Annotated in this window: 23 protein-coding genes and 2 riboswitches; of the genes, 6 read left to right on the top strand and 17 right to left on the bottom strand. The window is 40.3% G+C overall.

The window, feature by feature from the left end; genetic code table 11:
- Window positions 1-53: 53 nt before the first annotated feature.
- From ACCB35_RS12200 to ACCB35_RS12265, 14 genes are all read right to left on the bottom strand, one after another.
- Complete coding sequence (locus ACCB35_RS12200) at window positions 54-1316, bottom strand: glutamate-5-semialdehyde dehydrogenase (RefSeq protein WP_374053952.1); 1263 nt, start codon at window positions 1314-1316, stop codon at window positions 54-56.
- Window positions 1317-1390: 74 nt separating this feature from the next.
- On the bottom strand, window positions 1391-2506 hold the full coding sequence (gene proB, locus ACCB35_RS12205; protein ID WP_044336842.1) for a glutamate 5-kinase: 1116 nt from the start codon (window positions 2504-2506) through the stop codon (window positions 1391-1393).
- A gap of 118 nt (window positions 2507-2624) precedes the next feature.
- Window positions 2625-3470, bottom strand: coding sequence for a pyrroline-5-carboxylate reductase (gene proC, locus ACCB35_RS12210; protein WP_374053953.1), 846 nt, complete (start codon window positions 3468-3470; stop codon window positions 2625-2627).
- Window positions 3471-3912: 442 nt separating this feature from the next.
- Window positions 3913-4866: an LCP family protein gene (locus ACCB35_RS12215; protein ID WP_374057009.1), complete on the bottom strand. Its 954-nt coding sequence runs from the start codon at window positions 4864-4866 to the stop codon at window positions 3913-3915.
- A 167-nt stretch (window positions 4867-5033) separates the two neighbouring features.
- Entirely contained in the window at window positions 5034-5753 is a 720-nt protein-coding gene (locus ACCB35_RS12220; protein ID WP_374053954.1) for an ATP-binding protein, read from the bottom strand.
- A complete protein-coding gene (locus tag ACCB35_RS12225) occupies window positions 5750-6235 on the bottom strand; it encodes an ECF transporter S component (RefSeq protein WP_374053955.1) in 486 nt (161 codons plus the stop codon). The genes ACCB35_RS12220 and ACCB35_RS12225 overlap by 4 nt, the downstream gene beginning before the upstream one ends.
- Entirely contained in the window at window positions 6225-6815 is a 591-nt protein-coding gene (locus ACCB35_RS12230) for a cob(I)yrinic acid a,c-diamide adenosyltransferase (protein WP_374053956.1), read from the bottom strand. Before ACCB35_RS12230 ends, ACCB35_RS12225 begins: the two co-directional genes overlap by 11 nt.
- A 14-nt stretch (window positions 6816-6829) precedes the next feature.
- Window positions 6830-7267, bottom strand: coding sequence for a bifunctional adenosylcobinamide kinase/adenosylcobinamide-phosphate guanylyltransferase (locus ACCB35_RS12235; protein WP_374053957.1), 438 nt, complete (start codon window positions 7265-7267; stop codon window positions 6830-6832).
- The gene (locus tag ACCB35_RS12240; RefSeq protein WP_374053958.1) at window positions 7219-7848 is read right to left on the bottom strand and encodes a histidine phosphatase family protein; all 630 of its coding nucleotides are present in this window, start codon (window positions 7846-7848) and stop codon (window positions 7219-7221) included. Before ACCB35_RS12240 ends, ACCB35_RS12235 begins: the two co-directional genes overlap by 49 nt.
- The gene (locus ACCB35_RS12245) at window positions 7806-8597 is read right to left on the bottom strand and encodes an adenosylcobinamide-GDP ribazoletransferase (protein WP_374053959.1); all 792 of its coding nucleotides are present in this window, start codon (window positions 8595-8597) and stop codon (window positions 7806-7808) included. Before ACCB35_RS12245 ends, ACCB35_RS12240 begins: the two co-directional genes overlap by 43 nt.
- The gene (locus ACCB35_RS12250; protein ID WP_374053960.1) at window positions 8584-9165 is read right to left on the bottom strand and encodes a bifunctional adenosylcobinamide kinase/adenosylcobinamide-phosphate guanylyltransferase; all 582 of its coding nucleotides are present in this window, start codon (window positions 9163-9165) and stop codon (window positions 8584-8586) included. Before ACCB35_RS12250 ends, ACCB35_RS12245 begins: the two co-directional genes overlap by 14 nt.
- Before the next feature lie 44 nt (window positions 9166-9209).
- Window positions 9210-10670, bottom strand: coding sequence for an adenosylcobinamide amidohydrolase (locus ACCB35_RS12255; protein ID WP_374053961.1), 1461 nt, complete (start codon window positions 10668-10670; stop codon window positions 9210-9212).
- Entirely contained in the window at window positions 10667-11725 is a 1059-nt protein-coding gene (locus ACCB35_RS12260) for a FecCD family ABC transporter permease (RefSeq protein WP_374053962.1), read from the bottom strand. Before ACCB35_RS12260 ends, ACCB35_RS12255 begins: the two co-directional genes overlap by 4 nt.
- On the bottom strand, window positions 11688-12653 hold the full coding sequence (locus ACCB35_RS12265) for an ABC transporter substrate-binding protein (protein WP_374053963.1): 966 nt from the start codon (window positions 12651-12653) through the stop codon (window positions 11688-11690). Before ACCB35_RS12265 ends, ACCB35_RS12260 begins: the two co-directional genes overlap by 38 nt.
- Before the next feature lie 135 nt (window positions 12654-12788).
- Window positions 12789-12992: riboswitch (cobalamin riboswitch) on the bottom strand.
- Between the two features lie 295 nt (window positions 12993-13287).
- On the opposite strand from ACCB35_RS12265, the gene msrA reads away from it, so the two are divergent.
- Complete coding sequence (gene msrA / locus ACCB35_RS12270) at window positions 13288-13827, top strand: peptide-methionine (S)-S-oxide reductase MsrA (protein WP_044336817.1); 540 nt, start codon at window positions 13288-13290, stop codon at window positions 13825-13827.
- A gap of 79 nt (window positions 13828-13906) precedes the next feature.
- Window positions 13907-14059 (top strand): hypothetical protein, encoded by a 153-nt coding sequence (locus ACCB35_RS12275; RefSeq protein WP_374053964.1) that lies wholly within the window; start codon window positions 13907-13909, stop codon window positions 14057-14059.
- Window positions 14060-14106: 47 nt separating this feature from the next.
- Here the strand turns inward: ACCB35_RS12275 and ACCB35_RS12280 are convergent, their stop codons facing one another.
- A complete protein-coding gene (locus ACCB35_RS12280) occupies window positions 14107-15612 on the bottom strand; it encodes a phytoene desaturase family protein (protein WP_374053965.1) in 1506 nt (501 codons plus the stop codon).
- Window positions 15613-15814: 202 nt separating this feature from the next.
- Between ACCB35_RS12280 and ACCB35_RS12285 the strand changes: the two genes are divergently transcribed.
- From ACCB35_RS12285 to ACCB35_RS12295, 3 genes are all read left to right on the top strand, one after another.
- Entirely contained in the window at window positions 15815-16930 is a 1116-nt protein-coding gene (locus tag ACCB35_RS12285) for a glycosyltransferase family 2 protein (RefSeq protein WP_374053966.1), read from the top strand.
- Entirely contained in the window at window positions 16927-17424 is a 498-nt protein-coding gene (locus ACCB35_RS12290; RefSeq protein WP_374053967.1) for a hypothetical protein, read from the top strand. The genes ACCB35_RS12285 and ACCB35_RS12290 overlap by 4 nt, the downstream gene beginning before the upstream one ends.
- 358 nt (window positions 17425-17782) lie before the next feature.
- On the top strand, window positions 17783-19003 hold the full coding sequence (locus ACCB35_RS12295) for an MFS transporter (protein ID WP_374053968.1): 1221 nt from the start codon (window positions 17783-17785) through the stop codon (window positions 19001-19003).
- A 93-nt stretch (window positions 19004-19096) separates the two neighbouring features.
- Here the strand turns inward: ACCB35_RS12295 and ACCB35_RS12300 are convergent, their stop codons facing one another.
- Window positions 19097-19954, bottom strand: a complete 858-nt coding sequence (locus ACCB35_RS12300; protein WP_374053969.1) for a S1 RNA-binding domain-containing protein — start codon at window positions 19952-19954, stop codon at window positions 19097-19099.
- A gap of 214 nt (window positions 19955-20168) precedes the next feature.
- Window positions 20169-20269, top strand: a riboswitch (purine riboswitch).
- 84 nt (window positions 20270-20353) lie between these two features.
- Between ACCB35_RS12300 and ACCB35_RS12305 the strand changes: the two genes are divergently transcribed.
- Window positions 20354-21646, top strand: coding sequence for an NCS2 family permease (locus ACCB35_RS12305; RefSeq protein ID WP_374053970.1), 1293 nt, complete (start codon window positions 20354-20356; stop codon window positions 21644-21646).
- A gap of 54 nt (window positions 21647-21700) precedes the next feature.
- Here the strand turns inward: ACCB35_RS12305 and ACCB35_RS12310 are convergent, their stop codons facing one another.
- On the bottom strand, window positions 21701-22912 hold the full coding sequence (locus ACCB35_RS12310) for an MFS transporter (protein ID WP_374057010.1): 1212 nt from the start codon (window positions 22910-22912) through the stop codon (window positions 21701-21703).
- Window positions 22913-22966 lie beyond the last annotated feature (54 nt).

The following is a 22966-nucleotide window of genomic DNA, read 5'->3' on the forward strand; positions in this document are numbered from 1 at the left end:
GATAAATGAGAAAAAACGCTTGAGAAAATATCTCAAGCGTTTTGCCATGTTTATTATCGGATTTGTCCTGTTCCATGCATCATATATTTGACGGTTGTTAACGCTGGGAGCCCCATTGGTCCTCTAGCGTGTAATTTCTGTGTAGAGATTCCGATTTCTGCACCAAATCCTAACGCTCCTCCATCAGTGAAGCGAGTGGAAGCATTATGATAAAGAGCGGCAGCATCCACGAGCATCATGAATTTCTTTGCCGTTTCTGTGTTTTCAGTGACGATGGCTTCTGAATGCTTCGTCCCGTATTGTTCAATGTGATCAACTGCTTCATCCAAAGAAGATACAATCTTCACGGCAATATCCAAACTCAGGTATTCGTTTGCCCAATCTTCTTCTCCAGCAAGCTTAGCATCTTCAATCGCTGCGACAGCTTTTTCATCACCATGAATGGAAACATTGTGTTCTTTAAGCTTTTCTACAAAAGCATCCTTATTCTCTTTAAACCAGTCATCATGAAGGATAACGGTTTCAGCAGCATTACATACCGCTGGACGGTCCGTTTTTGCATTGATGATAATGTTTAATGCTTTTTCTACATGAGCTTCCTTGTCAATATAGATATGACAGTTTCCTACGCCAGTCTCAAGAACAGGTACAGTTGCATTGTTTACAACAGCATTGATTAATGCACCGCCCCCCCGTGGAATTAACACATCAATATGCTCTTTCATTGTGAATAACTCGCTTGTTGCTTCTCGGTCGGTTGTATTAATGAATTGTACTGCATCTTTAGGAATATCCGTTTTATCAAGTGCTTCATGCATGACGTCTACAATAGCTTTGTTCGAGGTAATGGCATTTGAACCACCTTTAAGAACAATGGCATTACCGGATTTCAGGGCTAATCCTGTCGCATCAACCGTTACATTAGGACGTGCTTCATAAATCATTCCAATGACACCTAGTGGAACCGTCACTTTTTGAACTTGCAGTTGATTTTCAAGAGTCCAGTCGGATACGATTTTTCCAGTTGGGTCTTCCAGGTCAGCTACCTGACGAAGCCCATTTGCAAAGTCTTCGACACGTTCCTTCGATAGAGATAAGCGATCCATAAATGCAGCTTCGAATCCCTTTTCTCTACCTCTTTCAAGGTCTTTTTCATTTTGCTTCAGAATGGATTCGTAATTAGCTTCTAAATGATCGGCAAGGATATGAAGAGCTTTATTTTTTTGGTCCGTTGTTAGCATACTTAATGTCTTTGAAGCTTTCTTGGCTAGCATCGCTTGTTTTTTTACATCGGTTTTTTCTATAGTTAAATTCATCAAATACCTCCTGAATATTTATAAAAAGAATTCGAAAGGATTTAGCAGGATATGAAGGAGAAAAACCCCTTCGCTTATACTCCTACTGGAATGGGTACTTCTACATGACACACAAGGTGATCGATTTCAACTGCGACTTGATCGGCTTTGATGTCTGTAGGATTCTTCAGTTGACCTGAACGGAAATTCACCATTCCCAACCCAATTTCTTCATTACGATTGTCAAGAATTCGAACGACGGCCCCTTTATCAAATCGGCCTTTTACAGTATAAATATCATCTATTGTCAAACTTTCCTTCTGCTCTAAAATGCGCTCTTTCGCACTCGCATCTATGGTAATTTCACCTTCTGGACCTGAGTTAAACGCAATCCACTGCTTTTTAGAGTCAAGGTTGACGGAATCTTCAGTAGATTCAAAATACGTTCCTTTAGCTGTATGTTGGACAGCATCGTAAATGACGTTTGAATGCCCTGATTTACCAAGGAACGCCGGAATGCCTGAAGCCATTGTGATTTTAAATGCATCAATCTTAGACCTCATACCACCTGTTCCTACTGCACTTCCCGGCTCACCAGCCATATCTTCAATATCTTCAGTGATTTCCGTAACACTCTCTAACAGTTCAGCATCAGGATTTTTACGTGGATCAGAATCATATAATCCATCAATATCAGATAGAATGATGAGTTGATCAGCATCCACTAATGCCGCAACTTTGGCTGAAAGTGTATCATTATCTCCAAATTTCAATCGGTCGATCGTTACGGTATCATTTTCATTTACTATTGGAATGATTCCTCGTTCAAGAAGGACATTGATTGTGTTTCTTGCATTATTGTATCTGTCTTCATCAGAAAAATCACTACGAGTGATCAGAATTTGAGAAGCCACGTAGCCGTTGGAGATTAACAGATCAGAATACGCTTCAATTAATAGTCCTTGGCCGATAGCTGCTGCTGCCTGCTTCTCTGGAAGAGAGCTTGGACGAGTTAAGCATCCTAATTTACGATAACCTGCAGCGACGGCTCCTGAGGAAACAAGCAATACTTCATGACCGTCATCCTTTAATCGGACAACTTCATCAACAAGACGTTCCAGCTTCCTGCGACTCATTTCTCCATGCAAGCTTGTTAATGAACTACTTCCAATCTTAATTACGATACGTTTCTTCTGATTATTTTGGGACATTCAATCACTCCTAGTAAAAAGGTCCGTCCCTCGCCCCCTTTATGTGTGTAGGGACGGACTTGTATTTCTTGTTTGGTTGGTAATGTTTATATGGGGTGGTTAATAGTCGATGTTTGTTTTAGCTAGTTACTAATTGTTTGGACTGTAAGGAAGAGCTGATTTCTTTCGAACGTTTTTCTGCTCCCTTAACAGCTTCTGAGATAGCCTTACCTCCGCCGAACTCTGCTAATGCATCAAGTCCTGCAGCTGTAGTACCATTTGGGGATGTTACATTTTCTCTAAGTTGAGTAGGTGATTCTTCTCGCTCAAGCATCATTTTGGCTGCACCGAAAATGGTTTGTGCCCCGATTTTCCGAGCTAATTTTGAATCCATTCCTGCTTCAGCACCCGTTTTTTCGATGTGTTCCATTAAATAGTAGAAGTATGCTGGACCACTACCTGCAATTCCAGTGAAGATGTCCATTTGACTTTCTTCGATAACGAAAACTTCTCCGATGCTTGATAATAATTCTTTTGCATTCTCCATGTCATCTCTAGAAGTAAAGCGTCCTGCACTTATGGCTGTAGCAGATTCTTTCAACATACTTGACGTATTTGGCATGACCCGGATAACTGGCTGCCCTGCTGGTAGCTGCTCTTCCATATGAGAGGTGGTGATTCCCGCCAGCACTGACATAATCACCGTATCGTTCCTTACTAAGTGATTAATGGAATCTAATGCTTTATCAATATCCTTGGGTTTCATCGCCAGGATAAGAATATCTATTTCGTTAAAGGGTAGATCATCTTTTGTTAAAGCTGTTATATCGTACTTGGCTTTCATTTCCTGAAGTCTTCCTTGATTGCTTCGATTTGAAACAATAATTTGATGAGATGGGATTTTTCCACTTTGTACAGTTCCGGAAATCATAGCTTCCGCCATGTTTCCTGCACCTAAAAAAGCAATTGTTTTATGTTTTAACAATCATATCCACTCCTGTTCCTAAATTTAATGATTAGTTTTTAATTGTGCATTCATTTTAATAGATAGTTATAATAAGAAGGTTTTGTTTGTTGTTAAAATCACTGGTTCATGTGTCTAAAAACCTTTGTTGGCGTGTGTTTTGTTCACAACGTTTATAATCGTAACATGCTGGTAAATGATATCAAGGGCAATAAAGGAAGTAGTTAGGAATTGGCCGAAATAGCTAGTGGAAGCGTTATCATCCCCGTTTATGTTAGTCAGATTCCTTCTAAAGGCTATATATTGGCTCAGAGAGCGTATAATCAGAATTTTAAAATTCAGCCTATACTTGAAAATTTATATGATGAAGACTGCTATATCAATTCTAAGGGAACGAATTCTTTCTTTCGTTTGTACAAAAAAGCCCGTTAAGCCATTTATCAGCTTAACGGGCTTTTTGGATTCATTCAGTTGCAGCTTCATCTGAGCTTTTTCCATTAAGGAAGTCTTTTAGTGCTTTCGTGTTTTGTTCAAAGTCGATTTCAAGTACTGATCCTACACCGCTATAGCTTCCAAAACCATAGCTACCTTCAACAGGTATGGTGAGCTTATCCATATCATTCGTGTTACTCAACAAGATATCTTTAGCGATGGAAATCTGATCCAGCTTACTCATATTCGTTTGAATATAGGGTTGAATGGATCCTGCCATTTTCGGAAGCTTTGTGACGCCGCCTATTGAGAGGACCTCATCTTTAAGAGCATTTATGACTTTTTGCTGTCTTTCAACCCTTCCAAAGTCCCCCTCTGCATCAGCACGGAACCTGGCATAGCCTAATAACTCTTTCCCATTTAAATTTTGGACTCCAGGCTGGAGGGAAACACCGATGTTTTCAGACATCGCCTTTTCAACATCCATTTCAATACCTTCAGGAGCAAGTATATCAACGGATTGTTCAAACCCTTTAAAGTCGACCACCATAAAATACTGAATATCAATATCAAAATTATTTTTAATGGTTTTCCTAAGCAATTCGGGTCCACCTAAATAAAAAGCTGTATTCAGCTTGTAGTTTTTATATCCGGGTATTTCAACATAAATATCTCTCATAAAGGAAACAAGTTTGGTTTCATTTGTTTTTGGATCAATCTGTGCGAGCATCATCGTGTCGGTTCTTGATTTTTCCTCGCCCCTGCTATCGACTCCTAATAACAAAACATTAACCTTACCGTTTTCATCTTTCACACCGTTAAATTTATAATCTCCTTGAAGCTGGTCGTTTCCAGCCATTTTATATCCACTATAAAATTGATAAGCAGCATAACCGAGCAAGCTTAAGATAAGTAATAATAATACCAATAGCACTTTTCTTCCTCGTTTTTTCTTTCTACTCTTGCGATCTAATCGTGAATCCATTTCTTCACCTACTTTTATGACATTCATGAATTACTGATGATAGTATGAAATAGTACTCTATCCAAATACAATTGACAATCGCAGAATGTTGGATAAACTAACATATTTCTCCATACCATTTGAAAGTATATTTTATCATAAATATCCTAAAAAGTATTTATTTGTTCCTAGCATGATAAATGTAGTGAATGAAAATGCCTCCCGGTAAGTTCTCTTACATCATGTTCATCCTCTTTCTTGTAAGAAATGATAAATGAAGTAGAAGGTCCGCTGGATTTATCCAAGTCTTGACTAGAGGTAACCCCCTCTCTTCTTAAAGGCTTCCCCAATAAGAGACAAAGTTCATGAAAAACGCCTTTGGAGCCCACTGGCAGAATATCGATGATGGAAGGGTGATGTATACAGTCCATGAACAGGGATAGAGGGGCAACAGACGCACCATTCGTGATTACTTCATTTCCTACTAATGGCGTTCCGATAAGGGCATGAGCAAGGTTATGACAAGAGGTAAAAGGTCTCTCTTTTTTTCTCATCCCAATACAAGTAACTCCAAGAGCCGATTGATTAAGAACAATATTCGATTCAGAGCTTCCCGTTATGGGAATATCCTCTATGTTTAGTTCCCTTAGACCCTTCGTTACACCACTATAATACTTCTCCCATACAGAGTGACTAGTAAAGTTCAACAATTGAACAGCTTTAAGAGCTGCTCCCGCGGACAAGCATTCCATGACTGCTACACGGAAGCAGTAATACCCCACAGTCTCCGGATCAACAATTACCGCATCCCCTTCTTTACTTCCTATCCCTCCGCTGCAATCTGAAGCCAGGATCAGCTCTTCTTCATCTGAGATCGATATGGATATAACATCCCGATTTTGAATCATGCGATTTCTCCCCTCCTAACTCTTGAAGCCAGAGGAGGGAACAGGAAGTGGGCAATCGTCAAATTAATGAAACTGGCCAATAGTAAGGAAGGGACAATGGTGTAATAAAAGGATGCACTCAGGATAAATATAAATGGAAGTCCTGCCAGTACCCCGTTACCTATAAGAAACAGGATGGCTGCAAGTACACGTTTCCCCATGGAAAACACATATCCAAATACCCATACAAAGAAGGCCATTTCAATAGCAATGAGAACATGAAACGGTCCCAACGGGAATCCAACGTATAAGCTTGAAAGCAAGTGTCCTCCCCCTGCAACGATTGCACCCCATCTCCGATTGTAAAGGGATGCAATTAATAGTGCAGGCATACTATCTAAAGCAATCGTGCCAATTACAGCAGGTATCTTTACCATTCCACCGATCGCAGAAAAAGCCATAAACAAGGATAGTATTAAAAGAGTCTTAAGATTACTTTTCATTTTTTTTCTGAACTTTACCTGTTGAAAATACGTTTGCGCTGCGAATATATTCGACATCTTTTACATTACAACGATAATTGATCACACGTGCCAAGGCAAAAAAGTAGTCGGATAACCTATTGATATACTGCAATGTCACTATAGGAAAGTCCTCGTCCGTTTTTGAAAGTGACACCATGATTCTCTCTGCTCTCCTTGTGACCGTTCTCGCTATATGAATACTTGAAGAAGCTTTCACACCACCTGGTAAAATGAATTTTTCCAGAGGAGGCGCTTCCTTAGTGAAGCGATCGATCTTCTCTTCCAACGCCTGGACGGATTGGGGCTGGAGCTTGATCTTTCTATTTTTCGAAACGTTGGATAGGTCACCTCCGCAATCAAAGAGCTCATGCTGAATCGTCTCAAGATCTTCTAAAAGATCTGTAAAACGGTCACCATTCAGTTCGGAAATGGCCTGCCCAACAAATGAATTGATTTCATCCAATGTTCCATATGCTTCGACACGAACATCATCTTTATCTACTCTTCCACCGATTAAACTCGTTTGCCCCTTATCACCAGTTCTTGTGTAAAGCTGCATACTTACACTCTCCTTTATCTTTTTAATGATGTAGCAAGACCATACCAAACCAGCCATACTTTCTGAGACATTTCCGCCAGATCTTGATAAACCCATCCAGTCATATCCCGCCACTCCCTGGACAGCTTATCCATTGGGACAATCCCTTTCCCAATTTCTGAACCTATCCAGATTACCTTGCGATCAGGTTCTTCTTCTTCCCACTGCTTTAAGAATTGCATCAACGTGGTCAAGGACTTTCTGATTTCAGGATCATTATTTAAAATGCTTGATCGAATTCCATACTCAAGTCCCTCTATTACAATGACAGATTTTGAAAAATCGATATCCTCCAGATGAATCCTTTCCCTATTAAATAATGAAATCCAGGTTGTATCGGTACTATTAAGATTAAAATGGACTTTCACCCATTTACTTTTCCCATTAAAGGAACCTCCCGTAACGAAGTACATGTTTGATTCCTCCAATCATTTTCTGTCTTCCATACAAATTCATACCCTTCCCCATGGTTGACCTCCCATTCCCAAAACGTTCTGTGAACATCTATAGGGGATAAAGTAGTTAATAGATGTCGAATGACTCCACCATGAGTAATAAGGGCATACCGCTTCCCATTATGTTCTTTTATCTGGGCTACTATCTGTGCCCAGGCTAAATCGACTCGTTTTCCAAATTGATCTATCCCTTCCCCATTTGGTGGGGAAATGGATGGGTCCAATAACCATTCTTGATAAACATCGTCATCCTTTAAGCTCTCATAGGTCAAACCTTCCCAGCCTCCGAAGTGTATCTCTCTTAAAAGGGATGAAGAGATTAATGGGGCATGAGGAAACAAAAGATGAGCAGTTTCTAAACAGCGATTAAGATCACTCGTAAAGCATCGTTCATAATTTTCAAAAAAGGTATTTCTCCTTTTAAGTGATTCGATTCCTTTATTAGATAAACTAGAATTTGTCCAGCCGATGTATTTCCCCTTTTCATTTTCATCTGTTAAACCATGGCGAATACATGCAACAACCATATAGTCATCCATAATAACAACTCCACTCCCTCTACACTGCCCCCGATTGTATCGCCGGTCATACCGCCAAACCATTTAATGGATCTGGAATAAACAAACCAGAATAAAGCTAACGTCACCAGGGTGAATAAAGCATAAAAATAAAAGCAATTTAAAAAGAAGCTGCCGATTCCACCCAGCATTAAACCAAAAACAATCCAAATAAAATCATAACGCGTCACATTCTTACTGAGACCATATCCCATTCCTGACGACTGGGCTGCAGGGATAAAGATTAGACTCGCCCCCATCATCATTCGACTTAAAAAGGGAATCGACACAAGGACCATACCAATCAAAATTCGGGATTGGGATTGAAGGATGGTTTCATAAATAAATAAAAACCGGGATGAAAGCAATACCACCAGTGACAAAACGCCAAAGGCACCTACCCTTGGGTCTTTCATGATATCTAATCGCTTCTCCCTTTCTCTATAGGAAAAAAAGGCATCACTCGCATCCATATAGCCATCTAAATGGATACCACCAGTTAATACAATTGGCATTACCCAGATATAGAATGATATTCCCAAAGAGCTTATTTGGGTAAAAGAAGTCAGAAAAACATATCCTCCAAGGAGAAACGCACCTACAAATAAACCCAGCATTGGAAATGTACGAACCATCCACTTCATTTCCCTTTTCCCTATAGAGAATTCTTTTCGAATCGGCACAATCGTAAAAAACTGCAGGTTAAGGAGAAAGCTTTTAAATAGGATCATGAAGCAACCGTCCTTCATCATTCGGGCCCCTTTTTTTCACAACAGGGATTCCCGCTGTCATTTCAATTGCGACACATGCTTTCTTCACCATTCTTATATGTAATGAACCAAGTCGTTTCTGGAAAGTAAGAAGATCGTTTGAATCAATTGGAAGGTCAGAAACCAATTCATTACTAACCAGGATCAGTACATCAACTCTATTTAGTAACTGTAAGATAGACTGATAGATTTTCTCTTCTAGATACTGCCCCTTATAATCTCCATTAATATACATCTCATTTGTTAAGAGAGTAGTGAGGCAGTCCAATAAAACTACGGAGTGTTTAGGAATATGATTGATTATCCCTTCAATCAAATTAGGGCATTCAATCGTCGTCCATTCCACAGTAGACGCTTGCCGGTCCTGCTGGTGTTTCAGGATTCTTTGCTCCATTTCCCTGTCAGTGTTCACTCCACAAGCAAGATAGACCAATGGAACGTCAGACTTTTTCTTCTCTATTGCCCATTTTTCAGCAAAAGAGCTTTTGCCGCTTCTAACCCCTCCGGTAATAAAATATAGGGTTCCCAAGGCGATTCCCCCTCTCCACAATCACCCCTGTCATTGAAATAAATCTACTTTGTTTGATCCAAATATCGTTGAATGGCTTTTTTCGTTACCTTATACACACCGCGGCCAATCAACTTCCCTATCGGTGTAATCGGCCCGGCAAACGGTTCAAGCTCACCTCTTTGACTGGAGGCTATCAGAATACTATCGGTCGGTGTACCGGTTGCAAGCTGACCTGTTCTTCTGTCCCTCACATTCATGTCGTGAAGGGCTCTCACTTTCGCTTCTGTTGAGGTTACAAGGGCTTCTATATATGCCTCATCTGATAGATTCCCATTGATGAAAACCCATGTATTAATCGTGCCTGGCCTTGAGTCTATATCATATTGATAACTTGTTGAGACATCAATCGCATTCCCGACACCGGCTGTCACTACAACGAATACGGAATGACCCTGTACTTCGAAACGATCGCATACCATATTATTTAAAGGAAGAGCCGTCATCATACCAACAGACAATGAGGGATCCAGCTGATTATGAACAAGAAATTCTTTCATATCCCCTCGATAATCCGAGCAATCATAATCTGCAGGGACTCTACGATTGATAAAGTGCTTATACCATCCTATTCCTGCACCAATAATCCCTGAAGACATACATTTTAACGGATAAGGAGCAGAGAAATATATGTATTCTGCCCCCACCCTAAGGTACCTTTCATCTAACACAAAGTTCTCTGTCGCACTCTCCTCAGGTACTATCACCATTTGAGGTTTTGCCACTAAAGGATGAGCCTGTTTTTGAACCTTTGTATGATACACCTCTTCAATATATTTCTCTTTCAGAACCTCTTCCGGGTGATGGAGTAGTTTGGTTTTTCCTTTGTCTAAGAGAAGTAAGCGATCACAGTATAAACTTGCTAAATTCAAATCATGAAAGATCGCGATTACTGTTAATTTTTTGTGTACCGTTTGATTCTTAATTAAATCCAACAGTGACTTCTGATACGAAAGGTCAAGATGATTAGTAGGTTCATCAAGTAACAGGACTTGTGGTTCCTGAGCCAGGGCCTGTGCAAGGAACACCCGCTGCCGTTCTCCCCCGGACAACTCATGAAGGTAGCGGTGCTGGAAGGACGTAATGCCGGTTTGTTTCATAACCTTCTCGACGATCTCAATATCTCGTTCAGTCGTCCCTTTAAAAAAACCTTTTTGGTGAGCATATCTTCCGAGCATAACCGTCTCCCTCACTTCATATGAGAAGGATTCTGTCGATATCTGAGGAAGTACCGCTACTTCTGTGGCTAAATCTCTTGAAGAAAAATGATGCAGGTTTTTTCCTTTTAATGTGATATTCCCCTCCATTAATGGAAGTAGTCCCGTCATTGCTTTTAATAGCGTGGTCTTTCCACTGCCGTTAGGTCCAAGAATCCCAAAGAATTCTCCTTTGTCTATATGAAAATTCATGTCCTCCACGATTTTTTCATCGTTGTATCCTACTGTAACCCCGTTTATATCGATCATGATGAAAGACCTCTTTTCTTTAGGAGAATATAAGCAAACATGGGGGCACCAATCAGGGCTGTTATCACTCCGATTGGAAGTTCTGTCGGTGCAATGATGGTTCTCGAGATAAGATCAGCCAGAACGAGAAAACCTCCGCCGACTATGATAGACAAAGGAAGTAAGTGCCTATGATCATGACCTACCATCCTTCGCAGAAAATGAGGGACCACAAGACCAACAAATCCAATCGTACCTGAAACGGCGACAGCCGCTCCTGTCAGGATACTTCCAGCAATTAAGATGAGGAGTTTTCTCTTTTGTACGGATATCCCGATATGATGGGCTTGGTCTTCACCAAAGCTCATGCCATTCAGTTCCTTGCTATTAAAGAACAACAAAATCACTCCAATGAGGAAAAACGGGAATATTATCGCAATGTAATCCCACCCTCTCATGGATACACTCCCAAGAAGCCAACCAATGATTTGTCTTAATTCTTCTCCAGTCAGGGCGATCATTAAGGAAATAAAGGACCCTAAAAAAGAGCTGAAAATAATTCCTGTTAAAATGATGGTTTCTACCTTCATCGTTCTTTCAACTTTTTGTGCAAACCATAATACAAGGAACACGGTAATAATCGAACAAAGAATACTGAGAAAAGGAAGCGTAAACTTTCCAATGAACGGAATGCTCCAATTAAAAAACAAGGTAATAACAGCTCCAACTGATGCTCCTGAAGACACGCCTAATGTATATGGATCCGCCAACGGGTTTCGCAAAAGCCCTTGAAAAGAAGCTCCAGCGATAGCTAAGGAGCTTCCAACCAATAATGCCAATAATACTCTGGGCAATCTAATTGAATACACAATGTTTGTAAACATCGGATCCGTCTCTTCCGGTAGATGGTATCCAAACCATTTAGCTCCGACGATGAACAAAATGTCCTTTGGTGGGATTGAGATGGTTCCAATCGATATACCTGCGAGAAGAGCGAATAGTAAAAACGATACTGCCAATCCGTATGTTATCCATATTTTATTCTGTAAATAGCTCCGGATAGATCGACTTTGCAATTTCCTCTACTCCTTCAACCAGTCTTGGGCCAGTGCGTGTGACCAGGTCAGAATGAACGTCATGAACTTCTTCATTTTTCACAGCATTTACGTCTTTCCATCCTTCTCGGCCCATCACCTGTTTTTTAGGGTTTTCGCTGTAGTAACCGTATGTTGTAATGATAATGTCTGGATTTGAAGCGATGACTGCTTCTTGGTTTACTTGGACCCACCCCTCTTGGTCACTCATTACATTTTCGGCATTTACAAGTGATAGCATTTGATCGATGAATGTATTTTTACCAGTAGAATATATGTCAGGTGAAGGTGACACCTCTACATACACTTTTTTCTTCTCAGATACACCACTGACTTTTTCCTTAATGGATTCCAGATCAGCTTTCATCTCCGAAATGACGGATTCAGCTTCATCTTTCTTTCCGACCAATATGCCGATGTTTTCCATCGTGGTGTACACTTCCTCAAAGCTATTGGCATCACGTACGATATATACCTTTACCCCTGCACCTCGAAGCTGTTCTAGCCCCTCTTCTGCCGAAACAGCTGTGGACTCATGAGCGAGAACCAAATCCGGATTCAGGCTGATGATCTTCTCAACGTTAAATTCCATTCCACCTATTTTTTCTTTCGCCGCCGCTTCTTTTGGATAATTATCAAAATCTGAAACCCCCACAATTTCCTTATTCAACCCTAACTCGAATAAAATTTCTGTGTTGCTTGGAATCAACGAAACAATATGCTTAGGTTGCTCTTCCAGCGTGACTTTATTATTCAGGGCGTCGTTTACTGACAAAGGAAAAGCAGATTGTCCCTGACTGACTTCCCCGCTATTTTTTTTCTTTTCTACACTTTCACCATCAGTACCGCATGCTGAAAGGAGTCCAAGAGATAATAGTAGTGCAAGAATGATTTTGAATGTGTGTTTCATACGTTTTCCTCCTGTAAATGAACTTATTCCCAGACAAAAAAACATCTCCAGTGGGACTAGAGATGTTGTGTAAAATGCATAAAATGGCTTTCATACCGTCAGACATGCACATTACACCTTTCTATCCGCGTAGATTTGGTGCGAAAGACATTAGGCAGGTCTCCTGGCTCATGGTCATTGTTTGCTGCACCTTCCCATACCTATTGGTACAGTGGCATTCATACAGCTCACTTCCATTTACAGTGGCGGGACCGCGTTGGAATTACACCAACTTCCCTATTATGAAGCTAAAAAGTTTGTTAAAGAAACTTCCGCTTCACCTAATCTCGTATCATATGTAATTGTTCCGTTCACATGAATTATACACAAGTTATCATCGTTAGTGAATTGATTTTTACGAATTTGTTGAAATTTGCAGAATGATTGAATCTACCTGCGTAATGCAAGTTGATCGTGTGCCTATAGGAAGAGAGCTTCTGTTGATGTGAGTTATCAATTACGCACTTTTAGTAAACCATATAGGCAAATAGGCTTTGAAGCTAATTGATTGTGGCTTCCACCCTTTCATGATAAAATCTTTTTCAAGCTATCGCTTTACTACTTTAGAGCGGCATATGTATAGGAGGTTTTCGCAATGAATGAAAAGAAAGAAGTCGCTACTTTTGCCGGCGGTTGTTTTTGGTGTATGGTAAAACCTTTTGATGAACTACCGGGTATTATTGATGTCGTGTCAGGTTATTCAGGAGGGCATCTTGAGAACCCTACCTATAAGGATATCAAAGCCGGTAACAGTGGGCATTTTGAAGCTGTTCAAATCACCTTCGATCCTGCTCTCTTTCCCTATGAAAGATTATTAGAACTATACTGGCCTCAGATTGATCCGACTGATGACGGAGGACAATTCCATGATCGCGGTGACCAGTATCGCACAGCCATTTTCTATCACAACGAACAACAAAAACGTTTAGCAGAAAACACGAAGAAGGAAATAGAAGAAAGTGGCCGATTTAAAAAACCAATCGTCACACAGATCCTTCCTGCCTCAATCTTCTATCCGGCAGAAGAATATCATCAAAAGTTCTACAAAAAGAATCCCGATGAATATAAACAAGACCGGGCAAAATCTGGTCGTGACGAATTTATTGAGAGTCATTGGGAAAACCCAAAAGCTTAAGGACTTTAAAAAATTTATCATTCCTGGAGAATGAAAAAAACTCCTTTTGCCAAACTAATTGGCAGAAAGGAGTTTTTATATGAAGAAAAATGATCCCGTCAAAGACGATAAAGAGCAAGTCGTGGGATATGAAGGTCCAGGAAAACTGGTGAACTTTTTTGATCCCTATCCAGCTCAGGACGAGGCGAAAGTAAACAATTCGGATACGGTGGATAATCATAGTTCAGAATGAAAATATAAGGTGATGGTTATCATGCATCAAACCATCACCTTATATTTTTATCCAATAAAACGATTTACCTTCACTTGTTCATCCAAGATCAATTCCGCTGTAAGCTGTCCGGAAAGAGTGACCATTGGCACCCCTCCACCCGGATGGGTTGAACCTCCCACAAAATACATATTTGAGAGCACTCTGCTCTTATTCGGAACCTTGAAACCTCCATTAAGCTTTCGGTCCGTGACCGTACCATAGATAGATCCGCCATTAGCCCCGTAGAGACTTTTAAGGTCATTAGGAGTAAAAGTATATTCATATTCGATATGATCCCTTAAGTTCGTAACACCCATCTTCTCCAATTTATCCAGCACTTTGAAGCGATAGGATTCTTTATATTGGGTCCAATCTTCCCCCTCTTTTAATGGAGGCACGTGTGTTAACACAAACATGTTTTCTTTCCCTTCAGGAGCCTGGGTGGGATCCGATTTAGAAGAGATGCCGATGTAAATCGTCGGGTCGTCAGAAAGCTTTTGCTCATCAAAGATCTGCGTGAACTCTTTTTTCGGATCCTTACTGAAAAAGAAGTTATGATGAGCGAGATGTTCATATTTACGATCTACCCCGAGTAGCAGCACCAGCCCCGAAACTGTTGGAGCATATTTGCTTAATTCATCGACTTCTTTTGAAGATTCATGATAATCAGCTAATAGGGATTTGTAGCAAGGGATTGCCTCTAAGTTGGATACAACGATGTCCGCCTTCAGCTCTTCTCCTATTTTCGTTCGGACTCCTTCAGTACGGCTGCCTGATGTAAGTATATCTTCCACTTCGCAATTTAAGCGGACCTCTACATCGAGTTCCTGCAACACCTTAGCCATTGCCTCAGCAATTTTGTACATTCCGCCCTTAACATAATGGACACCAAGACCTAGCTGAACATGAGTGAGCTGTGACATGATGGCTGGCGCATGGTAAGGCGAAGACCCGACATACATGATAAGGAAATTAAATAACTGCTGTAAATGCTTGTCTTTAATAAATTTACGATTTGCAGTATCCATGGATTTCATTGGATCCATTTGCAGTAATTCTTTGACCGGATGCATTGAACGTAAGTCTTGCAAGCCATTGATGCTCTTTTTATAGAAGCTCTTCATTGTAAGTTCATACATTTTCCCACAGTAGCTTAAATAGTTAAAGAAGTTACTCGCATCCTCTTTAGATGTCTTCTTCATTTCTTCAAGCATCGTCGGAAGATCCGATGATACATCCAGCACCTTCCCATCTTCAAAAAATGTCCTCCAGCCCGGTTCCACTCTCATAATATCTACATAATCATGAAGGTCGCGATTCGCATGGGCAAAGACTTTCTCCAGTACCCAAGGCATCGTAAGGATGGAAGGTCCTGTATCGAAAGAAAAGCCTTTTCCTTCTCTTTTATTTAATTTTCCGCCAAGCCTTTCCCCTTTTTCAACTATCGTAACGTCATATCCCTCTGAGGCAAGACGGATGGCTGTTGACATACCTCCTAAGCCGCCTCCTACTACTATTACTTTCTTCTTCATTTCATTTCCTCCCAACGAGAAAGATCGTTTTCGGCTGAATCGCCTATTCAGCTTTCCATTGTACCCATTTTGTTTAAATTCATACCATGAATTAACGTAGAAGGAATCAGCCCAAAACATCCTATCCTGAAGAATAAACGTATCACCTTCAACCAAAATGGTTAAAATGTCCATACAAATTAAAAGATTAGAGGGTGAAAATATGTATATTTGGTTATGGTCTGTTATTCTTACCGTTTTTCTTTTCACTAGAATCCCGACAGTCAAAAAGTCCATTCACGTTAGGAATAGCTTTCTCGTAAAAAAATGCTCCATTATCATTCCTGCCAGGAATGAAGAAAAGACGATAGGAAATTTATTATCGAGTATTCAGAAGCAATTTATTCAGCCAGTAGAAGTGATCGTTGTGAATGATGGATCAAAGGATCGCACGAAGGATATAGCTGAAGGATTCGGAGCAACAGTCATCGATTCCCCCCCTCTGCCAAGTGGGTGGAACGGGAAATCATGGGCTTGTTGGAATGGAGTGAAAGCATCTAAGGGTGAATTCTTATTGTTTGTCGACTCTGATACATGGTTTGAGCAAGTAGGACTGCTTAGAATATGCGAAACGTATCAACGACAGCAATTTCAAGGAGTTCTAAGCATTCACCCATATCATAGGATGAATAGTGGATATGAAACATTATCCATGATGTTTCATTTAATGGTATTCGCTTCAACCGGTGTCACCCACCTCCTTTCAGGGTTGTTCAAACCTTCAGGTGGCTTTGGTCAGTGTTTCCTGTGTTCTAGAGATGTATATCAGCGAATCGGAGGCCACGAAGCAATCAAAGGAGAAATGGTGGAGCATTTTGCCTTGAGTCGACGTGCAAAAAAATGTGGTGAATCCGTAGAAGCAGTCAGCGGAAGAAATGCAATTTCCATGAGAATGTACGGTAACGGATTAAGTGGGTTATTCCGAGGGTGGTCGAAAAGTTTCGCTTCTGGGGCCAAATCGACAAATATCATATTATTGGGACTTTCTTCTTTGTGGATTGCCTCTCTCACTTCTTTCGTCATCCATTCGCCGGTAATGGTATGGACAAACCCATATACTTATATGATTCAGTACATTTTTTTAAGTGTTTACTTGTATTTCATAATTAGTAGGATAGGGAATTTCACCGTTTTTGATACGCTCTTATTTCCAATCCATGTCCTATTTTTCATTGTGACTTTTTCCCACTCCGTTTTGACTACATTTTTCACGAAAAACACGAAATGGAAGGATCGATATGTTTATATAGAAAAAGGGAAGGATGAAAAAATGAAATGATCATCCTTCTAAATATTTTTGCATGGGTAAGTATTCATTTCTTTGTTTCCTATAAAACTTCCAGATTGACCCCACATCAACTCCAGAAGTTGTCCGCCCCCTTTCAACCACTTCAAATGGAAGCAGGGGGTGGTATGTATAGGTTCGTAAGGATCCAAAAATGGAAGAAGCATATACCCGATACAGGGGGATGGTTTCGGGGAGGATTGAATAAGAATGATATCGGGCTATTTTCTCATCAGGGTAGAGTTACCTTCCTTAACGAATTGAATCGTGCTGAATTATCTCACTGGCTGCAAATGTTACCGGCACCATTCTTTTATATTCTAAATAATGGCATTGTGTCCTGGGTGATGTTTATATATGGAATTCTATTTAATCTCCCACTTATCCTCGTGCAACGCTACAATCGAATGAGAATTGGACAAATAATGGTTCAACATGCTCCACCTGAGGAATCGAGACCAGGTAAGACTAAGACCCCACATTTTTAAGCATTTTTCAAATAGTGCATAAATTTATAAAAATTTGTCCATTTTAAGAAATAAGAACCGAGGAAGTCCTCCACTACAATAATAGGCCATAAATCGCCCGATTTGCTCGGTTCCCTCATCCCCCCCCCACTCCTTCATCAATAAATCCCTTATGCAGAAAATTGTCGAACAAATAAGTCTCTTCTTTTTCTCATCAGTATGCTAAACTTACTTCATCAATTACGAGGGGGAAATAACATGCAAAAAACGTTCAAAACACTTTCATCTCAAGGAGGAGTGAACGTTTAGGTTCTTTAAACATGAAACGACGCTCCTTCTTCCAGGACATATAGTACAAAAATGGAAGTAGGAGATATGAATGAATAAACAAACGATTGCATCCCATAATATTCGGATGCTATTTTGGATCTCTTTTTTTGGTACGATCAGTTTTCTTCAGCCGGTCTTAACTTTATTCTATTTTGAAAGAGGATTAACTTCTTCTCAAATTTTGATTCTGCTCATGTTTTGGAGTGGAGGTGTTTTAATTGGAGAAGTTCCAACTGGAATGTTTGCTGATCGGTTTGGGGCAAAGAATTCTTTTTTAGTTGGTTCTGTGCTTAAAATCCTTAGTATTGCCCTGCTTTTATTCGCATATGAGCCATGGTTGTTTTTCTTGTACAGCTTTATGAATGGGTTTAGCGTGACTTTTTTTTCCGGTGCTGATGAGGCACTTATCTATGACTCACTCAAAGAATCCAATGAAGAAAATCGCATGGATCATGCAATGGGCAAAATTCAATCTGCCACATTTATCAGTATGTTGATTGCGGTTATATTCGGTTCTTATTTGGCTAAAGATTTGGCTGACAATCAATTTAATCTACTCATCGTCTTAGGCTTGGCATTCCATTTAATCGAGGTTATCTTCGTCATCAAAATTAAGCAGCCCTCTAAGGACTCCTTCAAAAAGGAAAATCCTTTTTCTCAAATTAAAAGCGGTCTGCGCGTGATTCGTCAAGCACCGGAGCTTTTGCTGATGTTTCTAAACGTAACATTGGTCTTCATTCCTGCAGGTGCTGTTTATCAATACTTTGATCAGCCTTTAATGAAGGAGGCAGGGTTGCCTGTTTATTTTATTGGTGTTTTTTATGCCATTTCAGCGGTCATGGGTTTTCTTGCTTCTAATTCCATTGGTTGGGTGACTGCAAAGTTTTCGAGGGTGAAGCTTATGAGTGTATCTGGTTTTTTAGCGGTAGCGGGTTTACTACTATCCGCTATGTTTGGTTCATCTTTATGGATTGTTATTGGATCCTTTTTCATATTAAGACTCGTTCGAGCCATCCGTTATCCGATATACTCTCAATTAAGCAATGATTTGATTCCATCCGGGATCAGGGCTACAACCATCTCCTTGCTATCCATTGTAGATTCCTGCTTGGACCTTTTTGTGTTTGGAGTGTTATCCACAGTTGCAGTGACAGGATATTCCTCTGTATTGATTGGATGTGCCTTTATCGCATTAATCGGCACGCTCCTACCGATAAAACCTGTAAGAATTCATAAAGTCCAAAATAATGTGAAACACTCTGAATTGTAACATAAAGAAAGGAGTGCTGACAGATATGGTCAGCACTCCTTTTTTTACTCAGTGAGGGGCCATCCCCTCTGGCAAGTCCCCTCACTTTCTTTTTTACTTTTTCAGATAAGTCCAGCCTTCTTCTTGATAAACGCGGTTTTCTTTCATCAGTTTTCCAAGAGCCCGTTTAAAGGAAGCTTTGCTCATATTAAAGCGATCTTTAATTTCTTCGGGCAGACTCTTATCCCAATAAGGAATGGCTCCATTTCTTTGCTCCAGATACTCGAGAATGACCTCCGAATCATCCAGCATTTTGTCCTGCTTCAACGGTAAGAACGATACATTTAAGTTACCGTCATCCTTAACGTCGATGACTCTTCCTTCTACCAGCTCTCCCAGTCTTGGTTCCGCCTTGCGTTCATTTTCGTGAACAAAGCATCGATATCCTTGTTCGGATAAGAAGAAGGTTCCGACTCTCAGTAGTCGATACACCCGTCCTTGCACTTTTGAGTTCATCATTTCTGTAGATGCTCTTCTAGATACCTGTTCAATAATATTCTCAGTTGCTAATCGTCCGTACAATCGTTCCTGCTTATCTCGATTCAGAGTTAAAAACAGTTGATCACCCGGGTTTGGCCAGAGTTCCAGAAACTTTGGAAGATCATCTGCTGAAACCAGAATATCCTTAGGCAGGCCAATGTTGACGAAAACGCCTAAATCCTCCCGTTTATCCACTACCTCAGCCCATCCGTAAGCACCTACTTGTACTTTAGGAATACGCATTGTCGCTGTCAGGCGAACATCCTTATCATGATAAAGAAATACCTTCACAGTATCTCCTTCTTGAATTTCTTCTGTTATTTCAGAATGGTGAAGTAACACACGGTCTAAATCATTCGTTAGAAAGAAACCATACGGTACTTCATGATCAACGAATAAATCAACTACCGTACCTGGTTTTAAAGAAGACATTATCCTATTTCCTCCTATTTCAATTAAGTATTAACTTAAGTTCTCTCTACTCATCGTTTGTATTCACTAAATATAGCTTTTTTCAATGATTATGTATAGTACATGTGGCGATTTTAATAATAAACGATCAATTTAGAAAATAATGAATTCATGGACATTTTTTGCTTCCATTGACCTGATGAAAGTGACTTGATATGATGCTTCTAATTCAATTATAACAAAATCTCATACACCTTGTATAAGTTCAGGAATACGGCTTGAACGTTTCTACCAGCTACCTTAAATGGCTTGTCTACAAGAATAAAGTGATTCTTTCAGAATTATTTTATCCTGTGGACATAACTCTGGTTGCATTGAACCAGAGTTTTTTTATTTTTTCTACTTGGAGGGTTATTATATATGAAAACATTCTTTCAATTTGCTGAAAGAGAAACAACTTATAGAAAAGAAACTTTAGCAGGGGTAACGACCTTCCTTTCAATGGCCTATATTCTTGTTGTCAATCCAATCATTCTCAGCCAGGCGGGAATGGATAAAGGCGCTTTATTTACAGCTACTGCCCTTTCGGCTATTGTAGGGTCCCTTTTAATTGGAATTCTTGCAAACTTCCCGATAGGCATTGCACCCAGCATGGGACTAAACTCTTTCTTCACCTTTTCCGTATGCATAGGAATGGGAGTTCCATGGGAAATTGCACTGACAGGTGTATTTGTTGCTGGTATCATCTTTATGATCTTAAGTGTCATGAAAATACGCGAGAAAATCATCAATGTCATTCCTCAGGATTTAAAATATGCGATTGCAGGTGGAATTGGATTCTTCGTAGCGTTTATAGGGTTTAAAAATGCCGGACTTGTTGTTGCCAATCCAGAAACCTTTGTTTCAATCGGAAATCTTTCTTCTTCTGCTACACTTCTTGCAGTCTTTGGATTTGTTATTACGTTGATGATGTTAGTGAGAGGTATTCGAGGCGGAATATTTTATGGAATGGTCGCAACCACAGTCCTGGGTATGATCACCGGGAAGATCGACGTGCCAAACTCCATTATTGGCAAGGTTCCCAGCTTAGAGCCTACATTTGGAGTTGTTTTTACTCATTTAGGTGACATTTTCACTCTTGAAATTATGGCGGTGATCTTCACGTTCCTATTTGTAGCATTCTTTGACACTGCGGGGGCATTGATTGCTGTTGCCAGTCAAGCGGGTATAATGAAAGACAATAAGATTCCGAACGCAGGTAGAGCTCTTTTAGCTGATTCTGCTTCAGGAGTCGCTGGAGCGATCTTTGGGACTTCAACGACAGCCTCCTTTGTAGAATCCTCTGCAGGAGTAGCCGTTGGAGGCAGAACGGGATTCACTTCCATAGTGATTGCATTATGTTTCTCTATTGCTCTTTTCTTTTCACCTATATTATCTGTTATTACACCTGAAGTGACAGCCCCGGCATTGATTATTGTCGGTGCTCTAATGGCTACTGAAGTAAGGCATATTAACTGGAGTCGCTTGGAAATCGTTATTCCTACATTTGTAACAATTATTATGATGCCTTTAACCTTCAGTGTTGCAACCGGGATCGCATTAGGGTTCATCCTTTATCCTTTAGCGATGATCTCGTTAAAAAAATTGAAAGACGTTCATCCGATCATGTACATCCTTTGTGCATTATTCATTGTTTACTTTGCTTTTTCTTAAAGGGAAGAGAGTGATTGCCGGTTTATCACCATTGCAATCACTCTCTCTTTTATTCTATGGAAGTTTATGAAAACTCCTCACCTTTTCGTCGGTAGGAAGCAGGAAGGTCATCATCCCTAGTAGTGGGAGAAAGCTGCAAAGGATCATGATGAAACGAATAGTGAAAAGGTCTGCCAATCCCCCGAAGATGACTGCACCGACAGCCCCCATACCGAAGGCAAGTCCAACGGTCAGACCAGACACCATTCCAATTTTCTGTGGTAAAAGCTCTTGTGCATACACAACGATTACACTAAAGCTTGAAGACAAGATGAACCCGATGCAAAAGATAAATGGATAGATAATACTTAATGATAAATAAGGTAATGCAAGGGTTAACGGCGCTGCGCCTAACATGGAAAAGAAAATGATATTCCTTTTTCCAAAACGGTCTGCAAGCGGCCCGCCCAAAAAGGTTCCCAGTACTCCCGCAAACATAAATACGAATATGTATGCTTGCGCATCTTTAATTGAAAGACCGTAATCTTCAATTAAATAAAACTGGTAGTAATTCGATAACCCTGCTCCATACCACGAACGGGCAAACACTAAAAACACTACTAATACCATTGCCCATTTAATTCTCGGATGAATCGGGATTTTCTTCGCATTTGTCTTGACATGACGTTTCATCTTTTCATTAGAACGTATTTGTTCAGAGTACCAAGTGGATACATGAAATAAAACAATGACCCCTAAGATTGCTACAACGGAAAACCACAGTGCCCCTTTTTGGCCAAATGGAACAAATATAAATGCCGTAATCAATGGGGCTAGTGATTGCCCTGAATTCCCACCAACTTGATAAATCGATTGAGCCAGACCCCTGCGGTTTCCGGCTGCCATATATGCTACCCTGGAACCTTCGGGATGAAAGATCGCAGAGCCGAACCCGATAAATAACACAGATAGAATGATCCAAATAAAATGACCGGATAATGCAAAGCCCACTAAACCGATTAAGCTTGAAAGCATTCCTAATGGAAGTAGATAAGGTTTAGATCGTATATCCGCATAATAACCGAATACCGGTTGCAACAACGAAGAAGTCATATTGAGTGCAAATGCGATCCAGCCAATTTGGGTATAACTCAACTGCAAGGATTTTTCAATGATCGGAAACATGGCCGGAACAACTGCCTGTAACGTATCATTGATAAAATGACCGGAACTGATGGCTAATAATATACCGTAAATGGTAGGATTCTGTTTGTGCAGGGTTTTCACAGCAGGTTGCGTCAAACATTGTCACTCCTCCCTATTATTTCGTTACTCTAAATA

Origin of the sequence: Rossellomorea sp. FM04394 (genome assembly GCF_041889765.1) — a bacterium.
GTDB classification, from domain to species: domain Bacteria; phylum Bacillota; class Bacilli; order Bacillales; family Bacillaceae_B; genus Rossellomorea; species Rossellomorea aquimaris_B.